The 20,716-nt window shown below is 70.2% G+C and carries 21 protein-coding genes; 13 read left to right on the forward strand and 8 right to left on the reverse strand.

Features of this window, described 5'->3' with window-relative positions; genetic code table 11:
- The first annotated feature begins 7 nt into the window (after window positions 1-7).
- Together AC07OX_RS17180 and AC07OX_RS17185 are read left to right on the forward strand one after the other, a co-directional pair.
- The gene (locus tag AC07OX_RS17180; RefSeq protein WP_495261091.1) at window positions 8-997 is read left to right on the forward strand and encodes a Bug family tripartite tricarboxylate transporter substrate binding protein; all 990 of its coding nucleotides are present in this window, start codon (window positions 8-10) and stop codon (window positions 995-997) included.
- A gap of 3 nt (window positions 998-1,000) precedes the next feature.
- Entirely contained in the window at window positions 1,001-2,500 is a 1,500-nt protein-coding gene (locus AC07OX_RS17185; protein ID WP_495261090.1) for a class I adenylate-forming enzyme family protein, read from the forward strand.
- On the opposite strand, the gene AC07OX_RS17190 is transcribed toward AC07OX_RS17185, so the two are convergent.
- Window positions 2,463-2,930 (reverse strand): nuclear transport factor 2 family protein, encoded by a 468-nt coding sequence (locus AC07OX_RS17190; protein WP_495261089.1) that lies wholly within the window; start codon window positions 2,928-2,930, stop codon window positions 2,463-2,465. The genes AC07OX_RS17185 and AC07OX_RS17190 overlap by 38 nt on opposite strands.
- A gap of 180 nt (window positions 2,931-3,110) precedes the next feature.
- Here AC07OX_RS17190 and AC07OX_RS17195 point away from each other — a divergent pair, with 180 nt between their 5' ends.
- Both AC07OX_RS17195 and AC07OX_RS17200 read left to right on the forward strand, forming a co-directional pair.
- Window positions 3,111-3,290, forward strand: coding sequence for a DUF3606 domain-containing protein (locus AC07OX_RS17195; protein WP_062477985.1), 180 nt, complete (start codon window positions 3,111-3,113; stop codon window positions 3,288-3,290).
- 180 nt (window positions 3,291-3,470) lie between these two features.
- A complete protein-coding gene (locus AC07OX_RS17200; protein ID WP_495261088.1) occupies window positions 3,471-4,151 on the forward strand; it encodes a hypothetical protein in 681 nt (226 codons plus the stop codon).
- Here AC07OX_RS17200 and AC07OX_RS17205 read toward each other — a convergent pair.
- Window positions 4,097-5,254: a DNA topoisomerase IB gene (locus AC07OX_RS17205; RefSeq protein ID WP_495261087.1), complete on the reverse strand. Its 1,158-nt coding sequence runs from the start codon at window positions 5,252-5,254 to the stop codon at window positions 4,097-4,099. The two genes, AC07OX_RS17200 and AC07OX_RS17205, sit on opposite strands and share 55 nt — an antisense overlap.
- 102 nt (window positions 5,255-5,356) lie before the next feature.
- On the opposite strand from AC07OX_RS17205, the gene AC07OX_RS17210 reads away from it, so the two are divergent.
- Window positions 5,357-6,424 carry a purine-nucleoside phosphorylase gene (locus tag AC07OX_RS17210; protein ID WP_495261086.1) on the forward strand — a complete coding sequence of 356 codons (1,068 nt, stop codon included), beginning with the start codon at window positions 5,357-5,359 and terminating at the stop codon, window positions 6,422-6,424.
- Between the two features lie 6 nt (window positions 6,425-6,430).
- On the opposite strand, the gene AC07OX_RS17215 is transcribed toward AC07OX_RS17210, so the two are convergent.
- Together AC07OX_RS17215 and AC07OX_RS17220 are read right to left on the reverse strand one after the other, a co-directional pair.
- Window positions 6,431-7,114: a TIGR02117 family protein gene (locus tag AC07OX_RS17215; RefSeq protein WP_495261085.1), complete on the reverse strand. Its 684-nt coding sequence runs from the start codon at window positions 7,112-7,114 to the stop codon at window positions 6,431-6,433.
- Between the two features lie 7 nt (window positions 7,115-7,121).
- Entirely contained in the window at window positions 7,122-8,306 is a 1,185-nt protein-coding gene (locus AC07OX_RS17220; protein WP_495261253.1) for a Y-family DNA polymerase, read from the reverse strand.
- Window positions 8,307-8,475: 169 nt separating this feature from the next.
- On the opposite strand from AC07OX_RS17220, the gene AC07OX_RS17225 reads away from it, so the two are divergent.
- Complete coding sequence (locus AC07OX_RS17225) at window positions 8,476-9,327, forward strand: RNase A-like domain-containing protein (RefSeq protein WP_159275571.1); 852 nt, start codon at window positions 8,476-8,478, stop codon at window positions 9,325-9,327.
- A 20-nt stretch (window positions 9,328-9,347) separates the two neighbouring features.
- The gene (locus AC07OX_RS17230) at window positions 9,348-9,626 is read left to right on the forward strand and encodes a contact-dependent growth inhibition system immunity protein (RefSeq protein WP_062477998.1); all 279 of its coding nucleotides are present in this window, start codon (window positions 9,348-9,350) and stop codon (window positions 9,624-9,626) included.
- Window positions 9,627-9,633: 7 nt separating this feature from the next.
- Here AC07OX_RS17230 and AC07OX_RS17235 read toward each other — a convergent pair whose 3' ends face one another.
- Window positions 9,634-10,251: a YiiX family permuted papain-like enzyme gene (locus tag AC07OX_RS17235; protein ID WP_495261084.1), complete on the reverse strand. Its 618-nt coding sequence runs from the start codon at window positions 10,249-10,251 to the stop codon at window positions 9,634-9,636.
- 63 nt (window positions 10,252-10,314) lie between these two features.
- Here AC07OX_RS17235 and AC07OX_RS17240 point away from each other — a divergent pair, with 63 nt between their 5' ends.
- Both AC07OX_RS17240 and AC07OX_RS17245 read left to right on the forward strand, forming a co-directional pair.
- Entirely contained in the window at window positions 10,315-10,875 is a 561-nt protein-coding gene (locus AC07OX_RS17240) for a putative glycolipid-binding domain-containing protein (RefSeq protein WP_495261083.1), read from the forward strand.
- Window positions 10,876-10,919: 44 nt separating this feature from the next.
- Window positions 10,920-12,041 (forward strand): hypothetical protein, encoded by a 1,122-nt coding sequence (locus AC07OX_RS17245; protein WP_495261082.1) that lies wholly within the window; start codon window positions 10,920-10,922, stop codon window positions 12,039-12,041.
- On the opposite strand, the gene AC07OX_RS17250 is transcribed toward AC07OX_RS17245, so the two are convergent.
- The gene (locus AC07OX_RS17250; protein WP_495261081.1) at window positions 12,038-13,030 is read right to left on the reverse strand and encodes a Bug family tripartite tricarboxylate transporter substrate binding protein; all 993 of its coding nucleotides are present in this window, start codon (window positions 13,028-13,030) and stop codon (window positions 12,038-12,040) included. The two genes, AC07OX_RS17245 and AC07OX_RS17250, sit on opposite strands and share 4 nt — an antisense overlap.
- Window positions 13,027-13,953 (reverse strand): LysR family transcriptional regulator, encoded by a 927-nt coding sequence (locus AC07OX_RS17255; RefSeq protein WP_062478005.1) that lies wholly within the window; start codon window positions 13,951-13,953, stop codon window positions 13,027-13,029. Before AC07OX_RS17255 ends, AC07OX_RS17250 begins: the two co-directional genes overlap by 4 nt.
- A 118-nt stretch (window positions 13,954-14,071) precedes the next feature.
- Between AC07OX_RS17255 and AC07OX_RS17260 the strand changes: the two genes are divergently transcribed.
- From AC07OX_RS17260 to AC07OX_RS17275, 4 genes are all read left to right on the forward strand, one after another.
- A complete protein-coding gene (locus AC07OX_RS17260) occupies window positions 14,072-16,849 on the forward strand; it encodes a tannase/feruloyl esterase family alpha/beta hydrolase (RefSeq protein WP_495261080.1) in 2,778 nt (925 codons plus the stop codon).
- The gene (locus AC07OX_RS17265; RefSeq protein ID WP_495261079.1) at window positions 16,846-18,198 is read left to right on the forward strand and encodes an alpha/beta hydrolase family protein; all 1,353 of its coding nucleotides are present in this window, start codon (window positions 16,846-16,848) and stop codon (window positions 18,196-18,198) included. The genes AC07OX_RS17260 and AC07OX_RS17265 overlap by 4 nt, the downstream gene beginning before the upstream one ends.
- A gap of 30 nt (window positions 18,199-18,228) precedes the next feature.
- A complete protein-coding gene (locus tag AC07OX_RS17270; protein WP_495261078.1) occupies window positions 18,229-19,203 on the forward strand; it encodes a tripartite tricarboxylate transporter substrate-binding protein in 975 nt (324 codons plus the stop codon).
- Between the two features lie 282 nt (window positions 19,204-19,485).
- Window positions 19,486-19,899: a hypothetical protein gene (locus AC07OX_RS17275; RefSeq protein ID WP_492697278.1), complete on the forward strand. Its 414-nt coding sequence runs from the start codon at window positions 19,486-19,488 to the stop codon at window positions 19,897-19,899.
- Window positions 19,900-19,981: 82 nt separating this feature from the next.
- On the opposite strand, the gene AC07OX_RS17280 is transcribed toward AC07OX_RS17275, so the two are convergent.
- Window positions 19,982-20,638, reverse strand: a complete 657-nt coding sequence (locus AC07OX_RS17280; RefSeq protein ID WP_495261077.1) for an O-methyltransferase — start codon at window positions 20,636-20,638, stop codon at window positions 19,982-19,984.
- Window positions 20,639-20,716: the final 78 nt, after the last annotated feature.

The raw sequence follows: 20,716 nt of genomic DNA on the forward strand, positions 1-20,716 counted from the left end.
AACGCTCATGCAATCCCTCGACCTTCTTTCGCGCCGCCAGCTCATGGCCGCGCTGGCGGGCGGCGCGGCGCTGGCCGCACTGCCTTCGCGCGTTTTCGCGCAGCAGCCGCTGCCGCCGCTCATCAAGCTGGTGGTCGGCTATTCGGCCGGCGGGCCGGTGGACGGCGCCGCGCGCCTGCTTGCGCCCGCGCTGGGCCAGGAGCTGGGCACGCAGGTGATCGTCGACAACCGGCCCGGCGCCGCCGGCTCGCTCGGCGGCAACGCCGTGGCCAAGGCGCCGCCCGACGGTGCGATGCTGTTCTTCGGCGCGAGCCCGACCATCACCATCAACCCGAACGTGCAGCGCAGCATGCCCTTCGACCCGATGAAGGACCTCACGCCGCTGGCGCCGCTGGTCGACTACACCAACGTGCTGGTGGTCAACAACGACCTGCCGGTGCGCAACGTGGGCGAGCTGCTGGCCTATGCCAAGGCCAAGCCCGGCAAGCTGTTCTACGGCTCGGCGGGCGTGGGCGCGTCGAACCACCTGAGCGGCGCGCTGCTCGAGAAGATGAGCGGCGTGCAGCTCACGCACGTGCCCTACAAGGGCAGCGCCCCGGCGCTGGCCGACGTGATGGCCGGTACCGTGCCGATGATGTTCGACATCATCGCCACCTCGCGGCCCTTCATCCAGTCGGGCAAGCTGCGCGCGCTGGCCGTCACCTCGCGCCAACGCAACCGCATGCTGCCCGACGTGCCGACCATGATCGAGTCGGGCGTGCCCGGCTACGACGTGGGCGGCTGGTTCGGCCTGTACGGCCCGGCGCGCATGGACCCGGCGCTGGTGGCGCGCGTGAACGCCGCGGCGCAGAAGATGCTGGCGCGCGAAGACATCGCCCACCGCCTGCGCGAGCAGGGCTACGAGGTCTGGACAGGCGCGCCGGAGGTGCTGGCGACCAAGGGCGTGTCGGACCGCAAGCTGTGGGCCAGCGCCTCCAAGGGCATCGAGGCGGAATAGCCGATGCCCCCCCGCATTCATCACCTGCTCGAAGACCGCGCGGCCCGCACGCCGGACGCGGTGTTCCTCCACGAACCCGATGGCACCACCACCTATGGCGCACTGCAGGCCATGGTCGAGACCGCCGCGAACGACCTGCTTGCCGCTGGCGTGCGGCCGACCGACCGCGTGCTGCTGGTGGCCGAGAACTGCGCCGCCCACATCGCGCTGCTGCTGGCCTGCAGCCGCGTGGGCGCGTGGTCGTGCGGCGTCAACGCGCGCATGTCGCCGGGCGAGATCGCGGCGATTGCCGAGCGCGCCGACGCGCGGCTGTGTGGCTTCACCACCGACGCGTCCGATGCGGCGCGCACGCACGCGCAGCGCGCGTCGGCCGTGCCGGCCACGCTGCCCGGCGTGATGTTCACCGCCGCGCGCGCCGACGCCCGTCCCGAGCCCGACCCGGCGCTGGCCGATGCCGCCGCGATCATCTTCACCTCGGGCACCTCGGGCACGCCCAAGGGCGTGATGGTGTCGCACCGCGGGCTGCTGCACTTCGGCCGCGTGTCGGCGGCGGTGCGCGCGCTCGACACGCGCGACCGCGTCTACGCCTTCCTGCCGATGACCCACATCTTCGGCATCGGCACCGTGCTGATGGCCGCGCTCACGGGCGGGGCCGCGCTGGTGCTGCGCGGCAGCTTCTCGCCGGCCGACATGCTCGAGGCGCTGGCGCACGGGCAGGTGTCGAACCTGCTCGGGCCGCCGACCATGTACGCGCGGCTGCTGGCGCACATCGAAGCGCAGCAACTCGTGCCGCGCTTTCCGCAGCTGCGCTACGTCTACACCGGCTCCGCGCCGCTCGACCCCGCGCTCAAGCAGCGCGTGGAGCACCTGTTCGGCCAGCCGCTGCACTACGGCTACGGCCTGTCGGAGTACGCGGGCTCGGTGTTTCTCACGCGCACCGAGGCGCCACGCGCCGACACCTCGGCCGGCTACGTGGTCGAGGGCGGCGAAGGGCGCATCGTCACGGCCGAGGGCACCGAAGCCGCCATCGGCGACACCGGCGAGATCTGGCTGCGCGGCCCGGGCCTGATGCTGGGCTACTTCCGCGACGCGGCCGCCACCGCGCAGGTGATGCGCCCCGGCGGCTGGTACGCCACCGGCGACCTCGGCCGCTTCGACGCCGACGGCGCGCTGTTCGTGGTGGGGCGGCTGAAGGAAATGATCATCCGCTCGGGCTTCAACGTGTACCCGGCCGAGGTCGAGGCGGTGATCGGGCGCTTCGCGGGCGTGCACCTGTGCGCCGTGGTCGGCGTGCTCGAGACCGACGGCAACGAGCAGATCGTCGCCTTCGTCGAGCTGAACCCTGGCGCGGTGCTCGACGAAGCGGCGCTGCGCGCGCATCTGGCCGAGCACCTGTCGCCCTACAAGCGGCCGGCGCGCATCGAGGTGATCGAGGCGATGCCGACCACCGCCAACGGCAAGCTGCTCAAGCGGGAACTGCAAGCACGGGCCCGGCAGCCCTGAGGTCGGCCGGAAGGTCGCCGATGACGCTGCGGCGGCCTTTCTGCGTGTCCATGTACTCGCGCATGCGGGCGATGCGGCCCTCGCGCAATTCGAGGATGAAGCAGTAGTCGTTGTCGTAGTGCCGGCCGTTGGCGAGCGTGGCCTGCAGGCGCATCTCCAGCACCACGGTGTCGCCGTCGCAGAGCAGGTGGGTGAAGTCCACCGAGACATCGGCCACGAACAGCTTCGGAAACTCCTCGACCAGGAAGCGAACGATCGTGTCCGGCCCGATCATGTGGTCGGTGAAGCCCAGGGCCACGCCGGTGGCGTTGTCCTTGGGCGCCAGCCATTCGGCGTCGTCGGTGAAGGCGGCGCGCACGCGCTGCGGGTCGCGGCTGGCGAAGGCCTTCCAGGCGTCGACGACGGCGCGCTTGTTCTGCTCGGGGGTCATGGGGTGCGGCGGATGAAGTGAAGGAGCGGCGACGATAGGGGCGCCTCGTTGCGCCGGCCCGCTGCTTCCGGACATCTGCAACGCGCTCTCGGACTTATCCTGCAAGGAGCCGCGCTGCTGTCCGCCAGCCGATGCGCCGTGCAGGCCGCATCGTGGGGCCTTCAACAAGGAATCCACGCCATGGCCGATGACCTGAGCAAGCGCGGACCGCAGGATGCGGCCCGCATCAATGTCAACGAACTCCACGAGGTTCGCTACTGGACCCAGACGCTGGGCGTGACCGAGGCGCAGCTGCGCTCGGCCGTCGCGGCCGCCGGGGTCGAGGTGAAGGACGTGCGCACCTACCTCGGCAAACCCTGAGCGCGCGCTGCAGGTGCGGCCCGGCGGGCAGGGCGCGCGTAGGCAGGCTCCTACAGCCGCGGCGCGGAGCGGGGCCGATACTCGTGGCCTTGTTCCCGCCTTCAGGAATCCTGCCTTGACCGTGCTCCCTGCCGCCTCTCGTCCCACGGGCCGCGCGCCCTTGCGGGCCGCTGCGCCGCGATGAAGTCGTCTCCCAGCGCCCGCAGCTGGATTGCGGCCGGCGTGCGCCACGAGCTGCTCACGCGCGCCCTGCCGGCGCTGCGGCACGACATGACGGCGCCCGTCTCGGTGATCCGCATGGCGGTGCTGATGCTCAAGCGCCAGGTGGCGGCCGACCCGGTCGACCCCGCGGCCTGCGAGGAGCGGGTGAACCTCATCGACAGCCAGGTGTCCGAGCTGGTGGCCGCGATCCGCTCGCTGCGCGACTGGGAGCTGGCCACCACCGACGACGGCATCACGCGCAGCGCGCTGGTGGCGCAGTGCATGACGCTGATGCGCTCGGCCTTCGACCTGCACGGCGTGGCGCTCGAGGTCGACGAGGCGCTCGCCGCCCCGCAGGACGACGAGCCGCGCTGGCCCAATGCCGCCGCGCTGCGCTACCTGTTCCTGGGCGCGCTGGGCTACCTGCACGACGGCGCGGACGAGGCCGGCACCATCCGCATCGAGCCCGACGGCACCGACGCGCTGCGCCTGCACGCCCGGGTGCGCGAGGTCGGCGGCGCGAACGCGGTGCTCGACGCCCACCGCGCGCCGCGCGCCCTGGCCATCGACACCGTGGCACTGCAGAACCTGGCGGAAGACCTCGGCTACGCCGTGCTGCTCGACGCCGACACCGTGCGCTTCGCCCTCGCCGCAGGCTGAGGCGTCCGCAGGAAGGCGAGCAATCGCCGCTCCGCCGCCACCAGGCCGCGCGCCGGGCCGGCCGTGGCGGCACGGGCCGCGATCTTCTCCAGCAAGGTACCCGTCACCGCCGTGTCGTCCTCGCGCGCCAGCGCCTCGCCCAGCGCCAGCACGGCCGGGTGCACGTAGGCCTTCTTGCAGACCGCCGGCGTGTTGCCGAGCTGCCGCGCCACGGCCGCGAGGATGTCCCTGGCACCGGGCCGGCGCTCGCCCTCCCACGCACAGGCCCGCCGCGTGAGTTCCAGCGCCTGCACCGTGCCGTGCCAGGTGCGGAAGTCCTTGGCGGTGAAGCGCTCGCCTTCGCCCTTGCCTGTGTCGGTGGCGTCGGCGATGTAGTCGTTCACGTCGTTGGACGACACGCCGCGCACCTCGCCCGCCTCGTCGGTGTACTGGAACAGCGCCTGCCCCGGCAGCTGCTGGCACTGGCGCACCACGCGGGCCACGCGCGGGTCGTCGACGCGGGCCTCGTGCGCCACGCCGCTCTTGCCGCGAAAGCGCAGCCGCAGCGCCGAGCCCTGCACCGCCGCGTGGCGGTTGCGCAGCGTGGTGAGGCCGAACGATCCGTTGCTGCTCGCGTAGGCCTCGTTGCCCACGCGCAGCAGCGTGGTGTCGAGCAGGCGCACCAGCGTGGCGATCACCTGTGCGCGACCGGGTGTGCGGGTGCCGGCGCGCAGGTCGCGCGCCACGCGGGCGCGCAAACGGGGCAGGGCGCGCCCGAAGGCCGCGAGGCGCTCGAACTTGGTGCCGTCCTGCAGCGCACGCCAGTCGGGGTGGTAGCGGTACTGCGTGCGGCCGCGCGCGTCCAGGCCCGTGGCCTGCAGGTGGCCCTGCGGCAGCGGGCAGATCCACACCTCGGTGTAGGCCGGCGGAATCGCCAGGCTGCGGATGCGCGCGAGCGCGTCGGCATCGCGCAGCCAGCGGCCGTGCGCGTCGCGGTAGCGAAAGCCGTCGCCCCACTTCAGCCGGCGGATGCCCGGCATGCCGGGGTTCACGTAGACCAGCCCGCCGGCCAGCGCTGAGGTGGCCGCCGGCGCGGGCCGGCATGGGGTTTGCATCGAAGGCATGACATCGCGCTTGTGCCAGCATCGACAATCGTGCGGTGTAGGACGCCGCACGCTGTTGCCGAGGCGCGCTTTCCTTTCCTTCCTTCTCTTCGGATTCCACCCATGTCCCTCCTGAACTCCCGTCGCTTCTCCCTGGGCAGCCGCGGCCTGGCGCTGTGCGGCGCCGTGCTGCTCGCCACGGCCTGTGCCTCCACCTCGCCCACGGCCGACACGCGCGCTGCTGCCGCCGCCCCCGCCGGCGCCCCCGTCAAGGTGAAGGTGTTCGTGGCCGCCATGTTCGAGATCGGCCAGAACAGCGGCGACCGCGCCGGCGAGTTCCAGCACTGGTACGAGCGCTACTGGAAGGGCGCGACGCCCGTGGCCGTGCCCGGCGCGCTGCAGCCCGTGTACTGCAACGCCGACGGCGTGTGCGGCGCGGTGCTGGGCATGGGCAAGGTCAACTCGTCGTCGTCGATGCAGGCCATCCTGCTGAACCCGAAGTTCGACTTCTCGCAGGCCTACTACGTGATCTCCGGCGTGGCCGGCACGCCGCCCCAGCGCGGCACCATCGGCGAGGTGAGCTGGGCCACCTGGCTGGTCGACTACGACCTCGGCCACCGCTGGGCCCCGGAAGAGAACAAGCCCGGCGAACCCACCTTCATGCCGCGCAAGGGCTACGAGGAGTACCGCCGCTTCAAGCTCAACCCCGACCTCGTCGGCTGGGCCATGAAGCTGTCGGCCGACACGCCGCTCAAGGACGCGGAATCGGCGCGCAAGTACCGCCTGCGCTACCCCGACGCCGCCGCGCGCCGCGCCCCCTTCGTGGGCACCGGCACGCACATGACGGGCGACACCTTCTTCCACGGCCCCGGTATGTCGAAGCAGGCGCAGTACATCGCCAAGCTCTACGGCGCCGACGACTACGTGATCACCGAAATGGAAGCCGCCGCCATCACCCTCGTGATCAAGCGCACCCACGGCACCGACCGCGTGATGAGCCTGCGCGGCGCGGTCAACTTCGACCAGGGCCACCCGAAGGAAAGCACGCTGCAGCACCTGGACCCGGCACCGGGCGAGACGGCGGGCGGCTTTGCCGAGACGGTGGAGAACATCGCGCTGGTGGGTACGCGCGTGGTCGACCACATCGTGAAGAACTGGCCCACCTGGTCGGCGGGCGTGCCCAAGCCCTGAAGATCGTCAGGGCTGCAGCACGGGCTGCAGGTGCCACGTCACGTTGAAGTCGAAGGGCGTCCAGCGGCTCACCGTGACGCCTGCCTGGCGCAGGCCGCGGCCGGTCCAGGTGTTGCAGGTCTCGAACAGGTGGTAGCTGCCCCGGGCTTCGTAGAAGGCATCGTCGTTCGCGTAGTGCGCACCCGCGATCGGCACCGCGCGGCCTGAGGGCAGCGTGGCGCGCACATGGGCCACGAGCTGCGCGTACTGCGGCTGCGAGAGCGGCAGCTTGTAGGCCCCGCGCCGCAACTGCGCGCGCTGCAGGTAGGTCACGTGCAGCAGCGAGCGATTGCCACCCGACAGCGCCCCGAAGGCGCGCGCGGCCGTCAGGTCGCCCCAGGTCGGTGTGTGCAGGTAGAACTCGCGGTCGCCCCAGCCGATGGCGACGAACTCGGCATCGGGCGGCGGCGCCTTGAAGTCGGACAAGGGAAAGAGCTGCAGCCAGTCGATCGTGGCCGAGCGGACCGGAAACACCAGGTCGGTGTGCACGCCGTTGCTCAGCACCCAGGCCTCGACGGTCGCAGGCTCGGCCGGTGGTTTCGTGTTGGCCGGCAGGAAGACCAGCGCGCAAGCCACGGCCACATACAGCGTGATGGCGAGCAGCAATCCCAGCAGGGTGAGGGCGATGCGTCGCAGCCAGCGTCGAATCATGGTGGTGTCAGAAGAGCGAGGCTGTGGTCGCCACCGGCGCCGCGCTGCGAGCGTTGCCAGCGGGCGCCAGCGCCTCGGGGCTGCCGGCCTTGGCCAGCGCGCCCACGCGCACGCCCAAGAGGCGCAGCGGCCGCTCCAGCGGCACGCGCTTCAAGCACTGGCCGCCGACCTGGCGGATGGTCTTGCCGTCGTCGGTGAAGCGGTCGATGGTCTGGTCGCGCGTGGCGATCCTGAAGTCGTCGTAGCGCAGCTTGATGCCGATGGTCTTGCCCACGTAGCCCTTGCGCTGCAGGTCTTCGGCCAGCTTCTCGCACAGGTGCGTGAAGATCGCGCCCAGCTCGGCGCGGTCGCGCACGGCGTGCAGGTCGCGCTCGAAGGTGGTCTCGCGGCTCATCGACACGGGCTCGCTCTCGGTCACCACGGGGCGGTTGTCGCGGCCCCAGGCCACCTCGTGCATCCAGGCGCCCGTGGCCTTGCCGAAGGTGTCGATGAGCCAGCCGCGCTCGCGCGCCGCCAGCTGGCCCACGGTCTCGATGCCGAAGCGCTTGAGTTTTTCGTCGGCCTTCGGGCCGATGCCGTTCACCTTGCGGCAGGGCAGGGGCCAGATGCGGCTTTCGAGATCCTGCTCGTAGACCACCGAGATGCCGTTGGGCTTCTCGAACTCGCTGGCCATTTTTGCGATGAGCTTGTTGGGCGCCACGCCGATCGAGCAGGTCAGGCCCGTGGCGTCGAAGATCGATTTCTGGATCAGCCGCGCCAGCGAGCGCCCGCCGTCGCGCTGGCCGCCGGGCACGTCGGTGAAGTCGATGTACACCTCGTCCACGCCGCGGTCTTCCATGAGCGGCGCGATGTCCAGGATCACCTGCTTGAAGGTGCGCGAGAAGCGCCGGTACTCGTCGAAATCGACCGGCAGGATCAGCGCCTGCGGACACAGCTTGGCGGCCTTCATGAGCCCCATGGCCGAGCCGATGCCGAACTGACGCGCGGGGTAGGTGGCGGTGGTGATCACGCCGCGCCCCGTGTAGTCCTTCAGGCGCGGAAAGGCCTCGATCGGAATGTCGGCCAGCGTGGCGCCTTCGGGCAGTTCGCGGATCGCCTCGTCGACGCGGCGCCGTCCGCCGCCGATGACCACCGGCAGACCCTTGAGCTGCGGGTAGCGCAGCAACTCGACGGACGCGTAGAACGCGTCCATGTCGAGGTGGGCAATGCGGCGGATCGGAGGGGCCGGGGGCGGCGCGGGCTGGAAACTCACGGTGACAATTGTCTCGCTCTCCGGGCATGTTCGCCCGCCCCGGTGTCGCGTGCAAGAATGCGGCGGAATTTCAATCCCCACGCAGGTGGTGAACGGAAAGGAATGCACGATGGGTGACGACGAGGTGGAAGGCGGCCTGTCGGTCGCGCTGACGCCGGTGCAGATGGCGGCGGTGCTCGGCGGCGAGGACGTGCCCGAGTCGGCCAGCCTCAGCAACCGGCTCTGGGGCACGGCGGCGCTGATCGGCGGCGTGATCGAACTGGTCGGCGCCGGCGTGCTGTGCGTGGCCCCCGAGCCCACCATGGCCAGCAAGGTCGGCTGCGTGGTGCTGGGCGCGCACGGCAGCGACGTCACCGCCACGGCCGCGCGCCAGATCTGGACCGGCCAGACGCAGCGCACCGCCACCGCGCTCACCGCCGACGCCACCGCGCAGGCGCTGGGCGCCTCGCCCGAAACCGGCGCGCAGGTGGGGCTCGCGGTCGACGTGGCGGTGCCGCTCTTCGTGGCCGGCGGGCTGGCCGCATCGCGTGTGATCGCGGTGCGCGCGAGCCGCTTCAAGCTCGAGCCCGTGCGGCTCATCGAGCACGAGGGCATCGCCGGTTCCAAGGCGGGCGGCCACACCATCCGCGAGCACGTGGGCAAGTCGGCGCAGGAGCTGCTCGACCGCTTCGCGAAGAAGCCCAGCCTGCAGCGCTCGTCGTCGTTCTTCGACCTGGCCACCGCCGAGTCGGCCATCAGCCAGACCGTGCGCGCCAATGCGCGGGCCATTCGCGCGTGGTCGCGCTCCGCGGCGGTGGGCTCCAAGCCCGTGGCCTTCGAGCACGACATCGCCGCCGTGGTCGGCATCGGCGTGCAGCGCGGCAGCACCGCCGTGAGCCAGCTCACCAAGGTGCGCGTGACGCTGAACATGCGCACGTACAACGGCAAGCCGTTCTACATCCTCACCGCCCATCCGTTCTGATTTTTTCTCACGACCCCACGATGCGATTCGAACTGATCGACCACCTCACCAAGGTCTATTTCGGCCAGGACGCCGACATCCTCTTCGGCGAAACCGGCGCCGAGATCATGGCCTCGTACCGCGAGTCGAGCACCGAGGCCGAGCTGGCCGCGCTGCGCGCCGAGATCGCCGACTACCTCGGCTCGCACGACGACCTCGAAGCGGCGTTTGCGCGCGACTTCTCGCGCGACTACATCCCTGAAGATTTCGGCACGCCGGCCAGGCAGTTTCTCGACAGCGTGCTGGCTGCGGTGCAGTAGCGGGCCGTCAGCGCGATTCGACCGTCACCAGCAGCGGCGAATCGAACATCGCCACCGGCGAGATCACCGGCTCGTCCATCGGCACGGCGTCGCCGTAGCGCTCGCGCATCTTGGCGCGCACGGCCGGGTCGGCGAGGTTGAAGCTGCGGATCTTCTGCAGCTCGCCGATGCGCACACCCAGTGCGCGGTCGTAGAGCTTCCACACCAGTTCCGAGCAGTAGATGCGCGAATCCGACCATTCGAAAGTCAGGTCGTACGGGCGGCCCGCGAAGTCCGAGGTGCGCGCATGCAGGCGCGCCACGGCGCCGGGCGTGAGCCGCGTGTCGGCATCGCGCAGGCGCTTCACCACGTAGCGCCCACCGTTGCCGCGCGCCGTCCACTGCGCCAGCGGCGTGTAGCGCACCGTCGAGACCGCCTCGAACACGTAGGGTTTGCCCTCTCGCAGCAGCACGATGCCCATGTGGCTGTAGCGCGAGCCGGTGGCGCGCTGCACGGCCAGGCTTTGCGCCGAGCGCGAGGTGTGGAAGATGATGTCGCCGTCCTTCAGTGCGGTGGCCGCATGGCCCGCGCCGGCCGTCAGGAGGGTGAAAAGGGCAGACAGCGACGTGTAAAGGGCTTTCGACATGCAGGGCATTTTGCGGGATGCCGCTTGCGCCCCGCGGCATGCCGGTGCCATGATCCGCGCCATATGCAAACCGTCGCCTCCATCCTCTGGCGCAGGCTCGATGCACCGGGCCACGATGCCTGTCGCCTCGAACGCAACGCCTCGGCCTGGCAGCTCGACGGCGCGGCGGTGTTCCGCACCGAAGGCGGGCGCATCGCCCAGCTGCACTACCGCGTGCGCTGCGACCTGCTCTGGCACACGCAATGGGGCACCGTGCGTGGCTGGCTCGGCGAGTCGGCCATCGACCTGTCGATCACGCGCGACGCGCGCGGCCACTGGAAGCTCAACGACGAAGCCGTGTCCGACATGTCGCACTGCGTCGACCTCGACCTGGGCTTCACCCCCGCCACCAACCTGCTGCAGCTGCGCCGCCTGAACCTCGCCCCCGGCGAAAGCGCCGATGCACCGGCGGCCTGGGTCGACATCGAAGACGGCGGGCTCAGCGAGCTGATGCAGCGCTATGAGCGGCGCAGCGAGGGCACGTACGCGTACGAGGCCAAGCGCTTCGACTATGCGGAGGTGCTGGGCGTCACGGCGGACGGGTTCGTGAGCGACTATCCGCGGCTCTGGCGCGCGGAGGACTGACCCGTTGCTTGGAGTTGTCGGGCGCTGCGCCTGAACGCAGCGGCATGGGCTTTTTGAGTTTCGCCTTCAATGCAGCCACCGTGGTGCTGCTGATGGTCGGCGTCCTGGTTCTCGGCGTCGTGCTCTTTGGCGTCCGGGAGGTGCTGGCGGGCTGGATGGGCACTTCGCGGGCCGCCGACCGTTTTCGCAAGGTCACGAGCTACTTCACGTGGGGGACCTGCATTGCCGCGCTGGTGGGCGGCTTCGTTCTCTACGTGACGCGCGCGCCGGACAAGGCGGAACTCGAACGGGGCATGGCCAAGCTCTTCACCTACCCGTCCAACCGCATCCGCATCGATCTGAACGCTGTCAGCGACGCGCAGCGCCAGGAACTGGTGCGCGTGCTGCAGCCGCTGCTGAAGAGCACGTCGCGCGAGTTTCACCAACGCGTGACCACGCGCCGCGGCGGCTACGACGTCGAGGCGACGCTGCCGAGCTACTACCGCCTGACCGCCGATCGCCTGGAGATCGCCACGGGCGAGAGCTTCGGCAACGGCAGGACGATCCCCGTGCTGTTCCCGCAGGTGCTGGCGCACGCGGCCAACGCCGCCACCGTGCCGACGCTGCCTGCCGCGATCGACGCGCAGATCGTGGCGGGCGACCAGGCACCGGTCCCGTTGTCGCTGGTGTCGAAGACCGCCGAGCTGATGGTGCTCACGCGCCAGACGCTGCGGGGCACGCAGCCCTTGCCCGCTCCCTGCCTGATGGCGATCCAGGCGCAGGTGCCCACCGATCACTTCGAGTGGCTCTTCGGGGCCGACCGGAACGGCCTGGGCAAGGATGTGCGCTTGCAGGTGAACGCCGTGCCCGGCGTGCTGCCGGCCGGCACGTACGAACTGCGGCAGCTGACGCTGCTGGGCTCCGAGCGCCGGCGCGTGCTCTGGGAGCGCGCCGCCGCGCAGGGGCATGTCGCCGTGCAGCTGGGCCTGGCACCTGTCGGCCTGCGCGAGAGCCCCGGCTGCGAGGCTCGCCTGCTCAAGCAGCTCGACCGCGCATGGACCGTGACGGCGTTGCGCAACGTGTCGCCCGCACTGGCCAGCGTGGTGACGCAGGTCGACATCGAACAGCGCCCGTCACGCTTCAGCCCCTGGTACGCGGGCTTCGGCTGGGTGGCCGCGCAGCCCTAGTCGAACTGCGCCCGCGCCCCCGCCACCAGCGCGCGGTTGCGCCGCCGGTCTGCCGCGATCTCCTGCGCGAAGTCCTCGATGCTCCCGCCGGCCGGCAGGTTGTAGGCCTCGCGCAGGCGCGCGCGCAGCGGGTCGCCTTGCAGCAGGCGGTTGATTTCGGCGTTGAGGCGCTGCACCACCGCCGTCGGCGTGCGTGCCGGCGCGAAGATGCCGAAGAGCGAATCGCGGTTCGCCTTCTCGTAGCCCAGTTCCGCGAGCGTGGGCACCGCAGGCAGCGCCTCGATGCGCGCGGGCGCACCGACCGCCAGCGCCTGCAGCCGGCCGCTCTCGATGTACTGCAGCTGTTGCGCCGCAACGTTGGTCGACAGCACCTCGAACTGCCCGCCGAGCGCATCGTTGAGCTGCGGGCCGCCGCCCTGGTAGGGGATGTGGGTGATCTCGGTGCGGCTTTGCAGGCGCACCTGCGCGAGCACCATGTGGCCGATGGTCGCCACGCCCGAGGTGGCCCAGCGCACCGCGCCGGGCTGGCGGCGCGCCAGCGCGATCAGTTCTGCAAAGCCGCGGCCCGCGAAGGCCGGCGTGCCCACGACCAGCACCGGCGTGCGCATCACGCTGGCCACGGGCACGAAGGCGCGCAGCGGGTCGTAGGGCGCGCGCGCGAGCAGCGGGTGCAGGGTGAGCGGGCTGATGGCCGAAAAGGCCAGCGTGTGGCCGTCGGGCGTGGCGCGTGCGAGTGCGTCCATGCCCAGGCTGCCACCTGCGCCGGCGCGGTGTTCGATGAGCACCGGCACGCCCAGCGACTGGGCGAGCGGCTCGGCCAGCGCGCGCGCCATGCCGTCGCTCACGCCGCCCGGTGGGTAGACCACGATCAGGCGCACGGGGCGATGGGGCCAGGGCGACGAGGCAGCGTGCGACAGGTGCGGCAATGCGCACGCAGCCGCGAAGCCGATGCGTTGCAGGAAGTGGCGGCGCGGCAGCGGCACGGTCATGCGGCAGCGTTCCCCTCGGCCAGCCCACGCAGCAGCGCCGCGAAGTGCCGCGCCGGCAGGTTGTCTTCATCCGCGCGCGACACCAGCGTGAGTGGCGCGTCGAGCTGGCCGCCGTCGGCCAGCCGCGTGTAGGCGATGGCGTGCGCGTGCACGCCGGTCATCGAGGTCGGCACCACCGACAGGCCGACGCCCGCGGCCACGAGGTTCAGGTTGGTCATCATGCGATCGACTTCGGCCACCACGCGCGGGCGCAGGCCCTGCGCGTGGCACAGCGCGAGCAGCTCGGCATAGAGGCCGGGCGCGCCCGGGCGGCGCACGAGGATGATGCCTTCTTCGCAGAGTTTCGACAGCGGCAGCGGCTTCGCGGGCTTCTTGCCATTTGCGGCAGGCGCGAAGCGGTGATCGCTCGGCATCGCGACCCACACGGGCTCGCGCAGCAGCGTCTCGAACACCAGGCCCTCGGGCCGCGCCACGGGCACGCGCAGCAGGCCGCAGTGCAACCGGCCCGCGGCCAGCGCCTCGGTGAGCTCGGCGGCGTTGTCTTCGCGCAGCTGCAGCTCCACGCCGGGGTGCGCGCGGCGGAACGCGCGCAGCGCCTCGGGCATGAAGCGGTGCGCGGCGGCCGAGCTGGTGAAGCCGACCGCCAGCGTGCCGGTCTGGCCCTGGGCCACGCGCGCCATGCGCTGCTTCATGGCCTCCATGTCCTGCAACATGCGCAGCGCTTCGGCCTGGAACAGCCGGCCGGCGTCGGTGAGCGCCACGCCGCGCGGATGGCGCTTGAACAGCAGCACGCCCAACTCGCGCTCCAGCGCCTTGATCTGCAGGCTCAGCGGCGGCTGCTGGATGCCCAGCTGCTCGGCGGCGCGCGTCATGTGGCCGGTGCCGGCCACGGCCACGAAGTACCTCAGGGCGCGTATGTCCATATGTTTTTTGTATTGAATAGGCCTTGTTATTTTATTTGACCCTAGGTCACACGGAATCTATCGTCCGGCCGCCTATTCAAAAAGCAGTCCACCGAGGCTGCATGCCGGAGACAAATCCATGCGCACACCGCGCCCTGCCTCGAAGTTTCGTGTCGTCGTTGCGCTGATCGGCGCGTCGTTGGTCCTGGCCGCCTGTGGTGGCGGCAGCGGGGGAGGAGGAAGCCCCGGCTTCTTCCTGCCGACCCCGCCGCCCGCCAGCGGCGACACCCCTCCGGCCGAGGACCCGCCCGGCACAGTGCCCCCGCCCGTGCTGCCCGTCGTGGCCTGCGCCGACCTGGCCGGCAAGAGCCTGCCCGCCGCGCTGATCAGCCTGCCCACGCAGGGCGCCACCGTCACCAGCGCCACGCCCGTGGCGGCCGGCGACGCGGGCAACACGCTGGGCGATTACTGCCGCGTGCGCGGCACCATCGCGCCGGTGGACCCGGCCTCGCAGCTCATCCACTTCGCGGTCAACCTGCCCGAGCAGTGGAACCAGAAGACCATTCACTTCGGCGGCGGTGGCTTCGATGGTGTGCTCATCGACGGCACCGAGGTCATCCGCTTCGGCCCCGCCGGCAAGCCCGCGCCGCTGGCGCTGGGCTACGCGACCTACGGCGACGACTCGGGCCACCAGTCGAGCAGCATCACCGACGGCAAGTTCGCGGCCAACGACGAGCAACTGGCCAACTACGGCGGCCAGTCGCTCAAGAAGACGCGCGACGTGGCGCAGGCGCTGGTGTTCGCGCGCTACGCGGTCAAGCCAAAACACGCCTACTTCCTCGGCACCTCGACCGGCGGGCGCGACGCGCTGAGCTACATCCAGCGCTGGCCGCAGGACTACGACGGCGTGATCGCCAACGAGCCCGCGCTCAACTACACCGGCACGCGCCTGTCGAACGTGGCGGTGGGCCGCGCGCTGTACAACGACGGCGGCAAGGGCTGGCTCAACCTGACGGAGACGCTGCTGGTGCAGAAGGCCGCGATGCAGGCCTGCGACAAGCTCGACGGCGCGATCGACAACATCGTGAGCAATGTGGAGAGCTGCCGCCAGCTCAACACGCAGATCCTCGCGTCGCTGCGTTGCCCCAACGGCGCCGACACGGCGGACACCTGCCTGTCGGACGCGCAGATCGACACGGTGCACGCCATCGAATCGCCGCTCGAGTTCACGACGTACGCGCTGGCCAACGGCGTGAAGCGCGCGGGCGGCTACAACCTCCTCGAAGGTGCGCTGGTGGCCGGCCCGTACACCACGCGCGACCTCGGCACGCGCAAGGCGCCGGGCAACCCCGCCACCTCGGCGGACGCCAACATGTACGTCACGGGCGACCAGTGGGTGAAGTTCTTCGTCACGCGCGATGCCGGGTTCAACACGCTCACCTTCGATCCGCAGAACCCCGATGCGTACGCGGCGCGCGTGGCCGAGGTGTCGAAGCTCACCGACGCGACCGACCCGAACCTCGCGCCCTTCTTCGCGCGCGGCGGCAAGCTGATCATGCTGCACGGCCTGGCCGACGAGGTGATCAGCCCCAACTCGACCATCGACTACTACCGGCAGCTCGTCGCCACGCTGGGCCAGGCCGCGGTCACGCAGAACGTGCGCTTCTACACCGTGCCCGGCATGGGCCACGGCACCGGCAGCTTCATTCCCAACTGGGACTCGCTCGCGGCGCTCGAAGGCTGGGTCGAGGCCGGCCTCGCGCCCGCCACGCCCGTGGCGGTGGACGCCGTGGCCGGCAGCTACGGCCGCACGCGCCCGCTGTGCCAGTTTCCGTCGTGGCCCAGGTACCGCGGCAGCGGCAGCCTCGATGCGGCCGTCAACTACAGCTGTGTGACCGAGGTCGGCGACCCGCTCGCCTGCCCGAACCTGCCGGCGAGCGCGACGCGCTACAAAGGCGGCAACAGCTTCGGCGAGGAACTGCAGGTGCAGATCGACCCGGCCACCATGGCCTACACCGTGACCATCGATGCGAGCCACGTACCCACGCGGGTCGGCACGCAGCGCAGCGGCTCGCTCGTGTCGCAGGGCAGCTGCAGCTATGCGAGCGGCGAGAGCGGGGCGGTGTTCAGCTTCGGTGCCGGCGGCGTGCTGCTGGGCGGCGTGAACCCGCCGAGCGGCAGTGGCTTCTCGCCGTTGGTGGCGTTCCAGAACACCTTCCAGAATGTGTCGCCGTCGACGGACTTCCGCTCGGTCTCGCTGATCTTCAATGCGGCCGGCGTGGAGCAGCTCGGCGCGGGCACCACGGCGGCGTTCTCATCGGCGGGGCGGCTGCGCAATGCGGGCACCTTCCAGTTCTGCCGCAGCCCGGCGTCGAACAGCTTCATGACCTACGACCAGACCTGCAAGAACACCGAGAAGGGCTACCTGAGCTACAGCGCGGCGCGCGGGGCCTTCGACATGTACACGACCTCGACCTCGTCGAGCGGCACCGCCGAGACCGAGGGCGGCACGCTCACCGGCTCGGTGGTGATCGGGCTGGTCAACGGCGTATCGACGCCGCTGTACCTGCGCCGCGTGGCCACCGCCGTGCCGGCCGCCGACACCAGCAGCGGCGTGGCCACCGTCATCCGGCCGGGCCTGCGCCTGCTCGCGGTGCAGCAGACGCTGATGCCCGGCGCGGCCGACGGCAGCTACGCCATGGTCAGCGTGAAGGGCGAGAGCCGCGAGGCCACCGTGGTCGGCACGGCCTTCAACCTCGGCGGCGCGGCCACCACGCTGGGCTACGACACGCCGGTGCTCGGCGTGGCGCAGGCCGGTGCCGGCCGGCCGGGCCATCTCATCTTCAACAGCGGCGTCGTGGCCTTCGTCTCCACCGATGGAGCGAACGCGGCGCTGGACCTCGGAGTACGCCATTGAAAAAATACCTCTCGCAACTTGCCGCCTTCGCTTGGCTGGGGGCCGCGCCGCTGCTGTCCGCGCACGCGGCACTTGCCACCGCGCCGAAGCCCACGGCCTGCCCGTCGCCCGTGCCGGACACCGCGCGCTGCTACACCGGTGAAGACGGCGCGGGGGCGTTCTACTGGATCGCCATTCCGAAAGACTGGCAGCACGGCGTGCTCGTGATGCACGCGCACGGCGGCCCCGAAACCGGTGCGCCCAAGCTCGCGCGCAGCGAGGAAGACCTCAAGCGCTGGGCCATCACCGTGAAGGCCGGCTATGCCTGGGCGGGCTCCACCTACCGGCGCGGCGGCTACGGCGTGACGATGGCGGCGCAAGACACCGAGCGGCTGCGCCAGATCGTCGTGCGCCACTTCGGCACGCCCAAGCGCACGCTGCTGCATGGGCAGAGCTACGGCGCGGGCGTGGCGGCGAAGGCGGCCGAGCTTTATGCGCCGGTGGGCGATGCGAAGAGTCCCTACGACGGTCTGCTGCTCACCAGCGGTGTGCTCGGCGGCGGTAACAGCGCCTACGACTTCCGGCTCGACCTGCGCGTGGTCTACCAGTACGTCTGCCGCAACCATCCCAAGCCCGACGAGCCGCAGTACCCGCTGTGGATGGGCCTGCCGATGGACGCGAAGCTCACGCGCGCCGACCTCGCTGCGCGCGTCAAGGACTGCACCGGCGTCGGTACGCCCGCTGCGCAGCGCACGCCCGAACAGGCGGCGCGGCTGAAGACGATTCTCTCGGTCATGAAGATCCCCGAGCGCTCGCTCGTCGGCCACCTCAATTGGGCGACCTGGCTGTTCCAGGACCTCGTGCAGCAGCGCCTGAACGGCCGCAACCCCTTCGGCAACATCGGCGTGGTCTACAGCGGCTCGACCGACGATGCGGCGCTCAACGCCGGCGTGCTGCGCTATGCGGCCGACCCGCAGGCCCAGGGCGCGCTCGCGGCCGACAGCCAGCCCACCGGCCGCACCTCGCTGCCCACCGTCGGCCTGCACGCCATCGACGACCCCACGGCCTTCGTCGAACTCGAGAACGCCTACCGGCGCATCCGCGACGCGGCCGGCACCGGCGGGCACCTGGTGCAGAGCTTCAGCGCCGAGCGCGAGCACAGCTACCTCAGCGATTCGGAATACCCCGCGCTCTTCGGCGCATTGCTCGACTGGATCGACAAGGGCGAGAAGCCCACGCCGCAGAGCCTGGCGCAACGTTGCGCGGCGCTCATGCCGCGCTACGACACCGACGGCAAGAACGGCTGCCACATCCAGCCCGAGTGGCAGCCCCCGACGCTCGAAAGCCGCGTGCCTTCGCGCGCGCCCTGATTCTTCTTTTTGACCTTGACGGAGACTTTCATGAAAAAACTGTTCGCCCTCGCGGCGATGGCCCTTGCCGTGTGCGCCCAAGCGCAGGACTTTCCCGCGGGCAAGCCCGTGACCATCGTCGTGCCCTTCGCGGCCGGCGGCCCGACCGACCGCGTCGCGCGCGACCTCGCCGAGGCACTGCGCAAGCCGCTGGGCGGCGCCAGCGTCATCATCGACAACGTGCCCGGCGCGGGCAGCTCCATCGGCGCGGCCAAGGTCGCGCGCGCCAACCCCGACGGCTACACGCTGCTGCTCAACCACATCGCGATGGCGACCGTGCCGACGCTGGTGCGCAACGTGCCGTTCAAGGTCGAGACCGACTTCGAGTACCTGGGCATCGTCAACGACGTGCCCATGACGCTCATCGCCAAACCCAGCCTTCCGGCCACCAACTACAAGGAACTGACCGCCTGGATCGCCGCCAACAAGGGCAAGATCAACCTGGGCAACGCGGGCATCGGCTCGGCCTCGCACCTGTGCGGCCTGCTCTACCAGAGCGCCACGAAGACCGAGATGACGCCCGTGCCCTACAAGGGCACGGCGCCCGCCATCACCGACCTGATCGGTGGCCAGATCGACCTCCTGTGCGACCAGAGCACCAACACCTCGCCGCAGATCGAGGCGAAGAAGGTCAAGGCCTATGCAGTGACCACGCCCAAGCGCCTGACCACGCCGCTCTTGAAAGACCTGCCCACGCTCGACGAGGCCGGCCTGAAGAACTTCCAGGTGACGATCTGGCACGGCCTGTACGCGCCCAAGGGCACGCCCGCGCCGGTGCTCAAGAAGATCAGCGATGCGCTGAAGGCAGCACTGAAGGACGCCGATTTCATCAAGCGCGAGGAAGCGCTCGGCGCCGTGGTCGCCACCGACGGCCGCATCGAGCCCGAGGGGCACAAGAAGTTCGTGGCGGCGGAGATCGCGAAGTGGAGCCCGATCATCAAGGCGGCGGGGGTGTACGCGGACTGAGTTTGTCGGCTGGCGTCAGCCGCCCGGTGCGACGGACTCTCCGCTCCATCGGACGCGCGACGCCTGCAGGTGATGCCGCATGGCCGCGGCTGCCACTTGCAGACCGTGTCTCACCAGCGGGAGATAGATCGTCTCTTGTTTCACGAGCGCCGCTTCCCGGGCCTGCGGGTTTTCCGTGCGTTCACTCATGTGCGGCGAGATCGGGCTGTGCACGCGCAAGTTGGGGCACCTGCCAATGGGTCACGCTATGCTGTCGCCCCTATAACCAGGAGCGAAGAGCGAATGAAATCTCGTTGGAAGATCTGGGCCTCGATCACGGCCTTGATGGCGATATCGGGCTGCACGCAGTATCCGATCGCAATGACGGCTGAGACGTTCGAGACCATCATCGAGGGGCGCTATGACCCGAGCAAACAAGGGCTTCTCGCCGACTGCATCTTCGATGGATGGGACACGGTGATGAATTACGCAGCGTTTTCTCAGGCAAGGCTCGTCAAGCGTGCTTGGGGCTACCGGGTAGATTCCATCTCAATGACCAACAAGCTGATGGCTGCGGAATTGCGAGACGATGGAATCGTCACCATCTCGCGCATGAAGGAGCGGCGCATGGTCACCACGCTGGTACCTGAGACCACCGCCGCAACCGCTTGCCTCACTCGCTATGGCGCGACCTTCACGAAGGTCGGAGGCCCGTAGGATCACGAGAGACCATCGAGCTGCCGACGGGCCCTCGTGCTTTCATTGCAATCTCTCTTCGATGGAGGTTGCGAGAAAGACCTCACCCCAACCGCATCGACAACTCCACATCACCGCCGAACGGCACCGACAGGTACCCGCTGTCAGGCGAGCGCACGCGCGCCAGGTATTCCGGGCTGTGGTCGGCGTTGTCCGCCACGATCAGCGCGCCCGGCCGCAGGCGCGGTTCGACCAGCGCCAGCACGTCGGGGTAGAGCGCCTTCGCGCCATCGAGCAGCAAGAGGTCGATGGAGGCTGGCAGGTCGACCGCCAGCGTCTGCAGCGCATCGCCTTCGCGGATCTCGACCAGGTCGGCCACGCCGCCTTCGGCCAGGTGCACGCGGGCCCTGGCGACCTTCGAGGGCTCGAACTCGCTGCCGATCAGGCGGCCGCCGCCGTTGTCGCGCAGCGCCGCGGCCATGTACAGGGTGGACAGGCCGAAGGAGGTGCCGAACTCCACGATGTGGCGCGCGTTCGTGCTGCGCGCCAGCTGGTACAGCAGCACGCCGGTCTCGCGCGACACCGGAAGCCACAGGTCCTTGAGCCGGCTGTAGAGCGCGATGTACTCGGTCTTGCTGTGCATCAGCCGGTGGCGTTCCTGCGGACTGACGTCGGCGATGGCCGGGCTGGTGGCCGCGCTGGCCTCCTGGAACAGGCGGTCCAGCAAGGGCGCGAGGGGTGCGGTGGTCAAGGTGGTCACGGGGTTCTTTCGTGTGAAAAGCAGATGGGAAATACTATGAAGAACCCTTCATGTTTTCCATTCGCGTTCCGCCACGCT

Source organism: Variovorax sp. GW821-FHT09D07 (assembly GCF_059416345.1).

Excerpts from the sequence above, each read along its gene's own strand:
- AC07OX_RS17225 (WP_159275571.1), top strand. The coding sequence starts at position 8,476 with ATGGGTGACGACGAGGTGGAAGGCGGCCTGTCGGTCGCGCTGACGCCG.
- AC07OX_RS17220 (WP_495261253.1), bottom strand. The coding sequence starts at position 8,306 with ATGGACGCGTTCTACGCGTCCGTCGAGTTGCTGCGCTACCCGCAGCTC.
- AC07OX_RS17200 (WP_495261088.1), top strand. The coding sequence starts at position 3,471 with ATGAAGTCGTCTCCCAGCGCCCGCAGCTGGATTGCGGCCGGCGTGCGC.
- AC07OX_RS17275 (WP_492697278.1), top strand. The coding sequence starts at position 19,486 with ATGAAATCTCGTTGGAAGATCTGGGCCTCGATCACGGCCTTGATGGCG.
- AC07OX_RS17215 (WP_495261085.1), bottom strand. The coding sequence starts at position 7,114 with ATGATTCGACGCTGGCTGCGACGCATCGCCCTCACCCTGCTGGGATTG.
- AC07OX_RS17270 (WP_495261078.1), top strand. The coding sequence starts at position 18,229 with ATGAAAAAACTGTTCGCCCTCGCGGCGATGGCCCTTGCCGTGTGCGCC.
- AC07OX_RS17235 (WP_495261084.1), bottom strand. The coding sequence starts at position 10,251 with ATGTCGAAAGCCCTTTACACGTCGCTGTCTGCCCTTTTCACCCTCCTG.
- AC07OX_RS17205 (WP_495261087.1), bottom strand. The coding sequence starts at position 5,254 with ATGCCTTCGATGCAAACCCCATGCCGGCCCGCGCCGGCGGCCACCTCA.
- AC07OX_RS17260 (WP_495261080.1), top strand. The coding sequence starts at position 14,072 with ATGCGCACACCGCGCCCTGCCTCGAAGTTTCGTGTCGTCGTTGCGCTG.
- AC07OX_RS17210 (WP_495261086.1), top strand. The coding sequence starts at position 5,357 with ATGTCCCTCCTGAACTCCCGTCGCTTCTCCCTGGGCAGCCGCGGCCTG.
- AC07OX_RS17180 (WP_495261091.1), top strand. The coding sequence starts at position 8 with ATGCAATCCCTCGACCTTCTTTCGCGCCGCCAGCTCATGGCCGCGCTG.
- AC07OX_RS17230 (WP_062477998.1), top strand. The coding sequence starts at position 9,348 with ATGCGATTCGAACTGATCGACCACCTCACCAAGGTCTATTTCGGCCAG.
- AC07OX_RS17185 (WP_495261090.1), top strand. The coding sequence starts at position 1,001 with ATGCCCCCCCGCATTCATCACCTGCTCGAAGACCGCGCGGCCCGCACG.
- AC07OX_RS17250 (WP_495261081.1), bottom strand. The coding sequence starts at position 13,030 with ATGACCGTGCCGCTGCCGCGCCGCCACTTCCTGCAACGCATCGGCTTC.
- AC07OX_RS17190 (WP_495261089.1), bottom strand. The coding sequence starts at position 2,930 with ATGACCCCCGAGCAGAACAAGCGCGCCGTCGTCGACGCCTGGAAGGCC.
- AC07OX_RS17255 (WP_062478005.1), bottom strand. The coding sequence starts at position 13,953 with ATGGACATACGCGCCCTGAGGTACTTCGTGGCCGTGGCCGGCACCGGC.
- AC07OX_RS17240 (WP_495261083.1), top strand. The coding sequence starts at position 10,315 with ATGCAAACCGTCGCCTCCATCCTCTGGCGCAGGCTCGATGCACCGGGC.
- AC07OX_RS17245 (WP_495261082.1), top strand. The coding sequence starts at position 10,920 with ATGGGCTTTTTGAGTTTCGCCTTCAATGCAGCCACCGTGGTGCTGCTG.
- AC07OX_RS17195 (WP_062477985.1), top strand. The coding sequence starts at position 3,111 with ATGGCCGATGACCTGAGCAAGCGCGGACCGCAGGATGCGGCCCGCATC.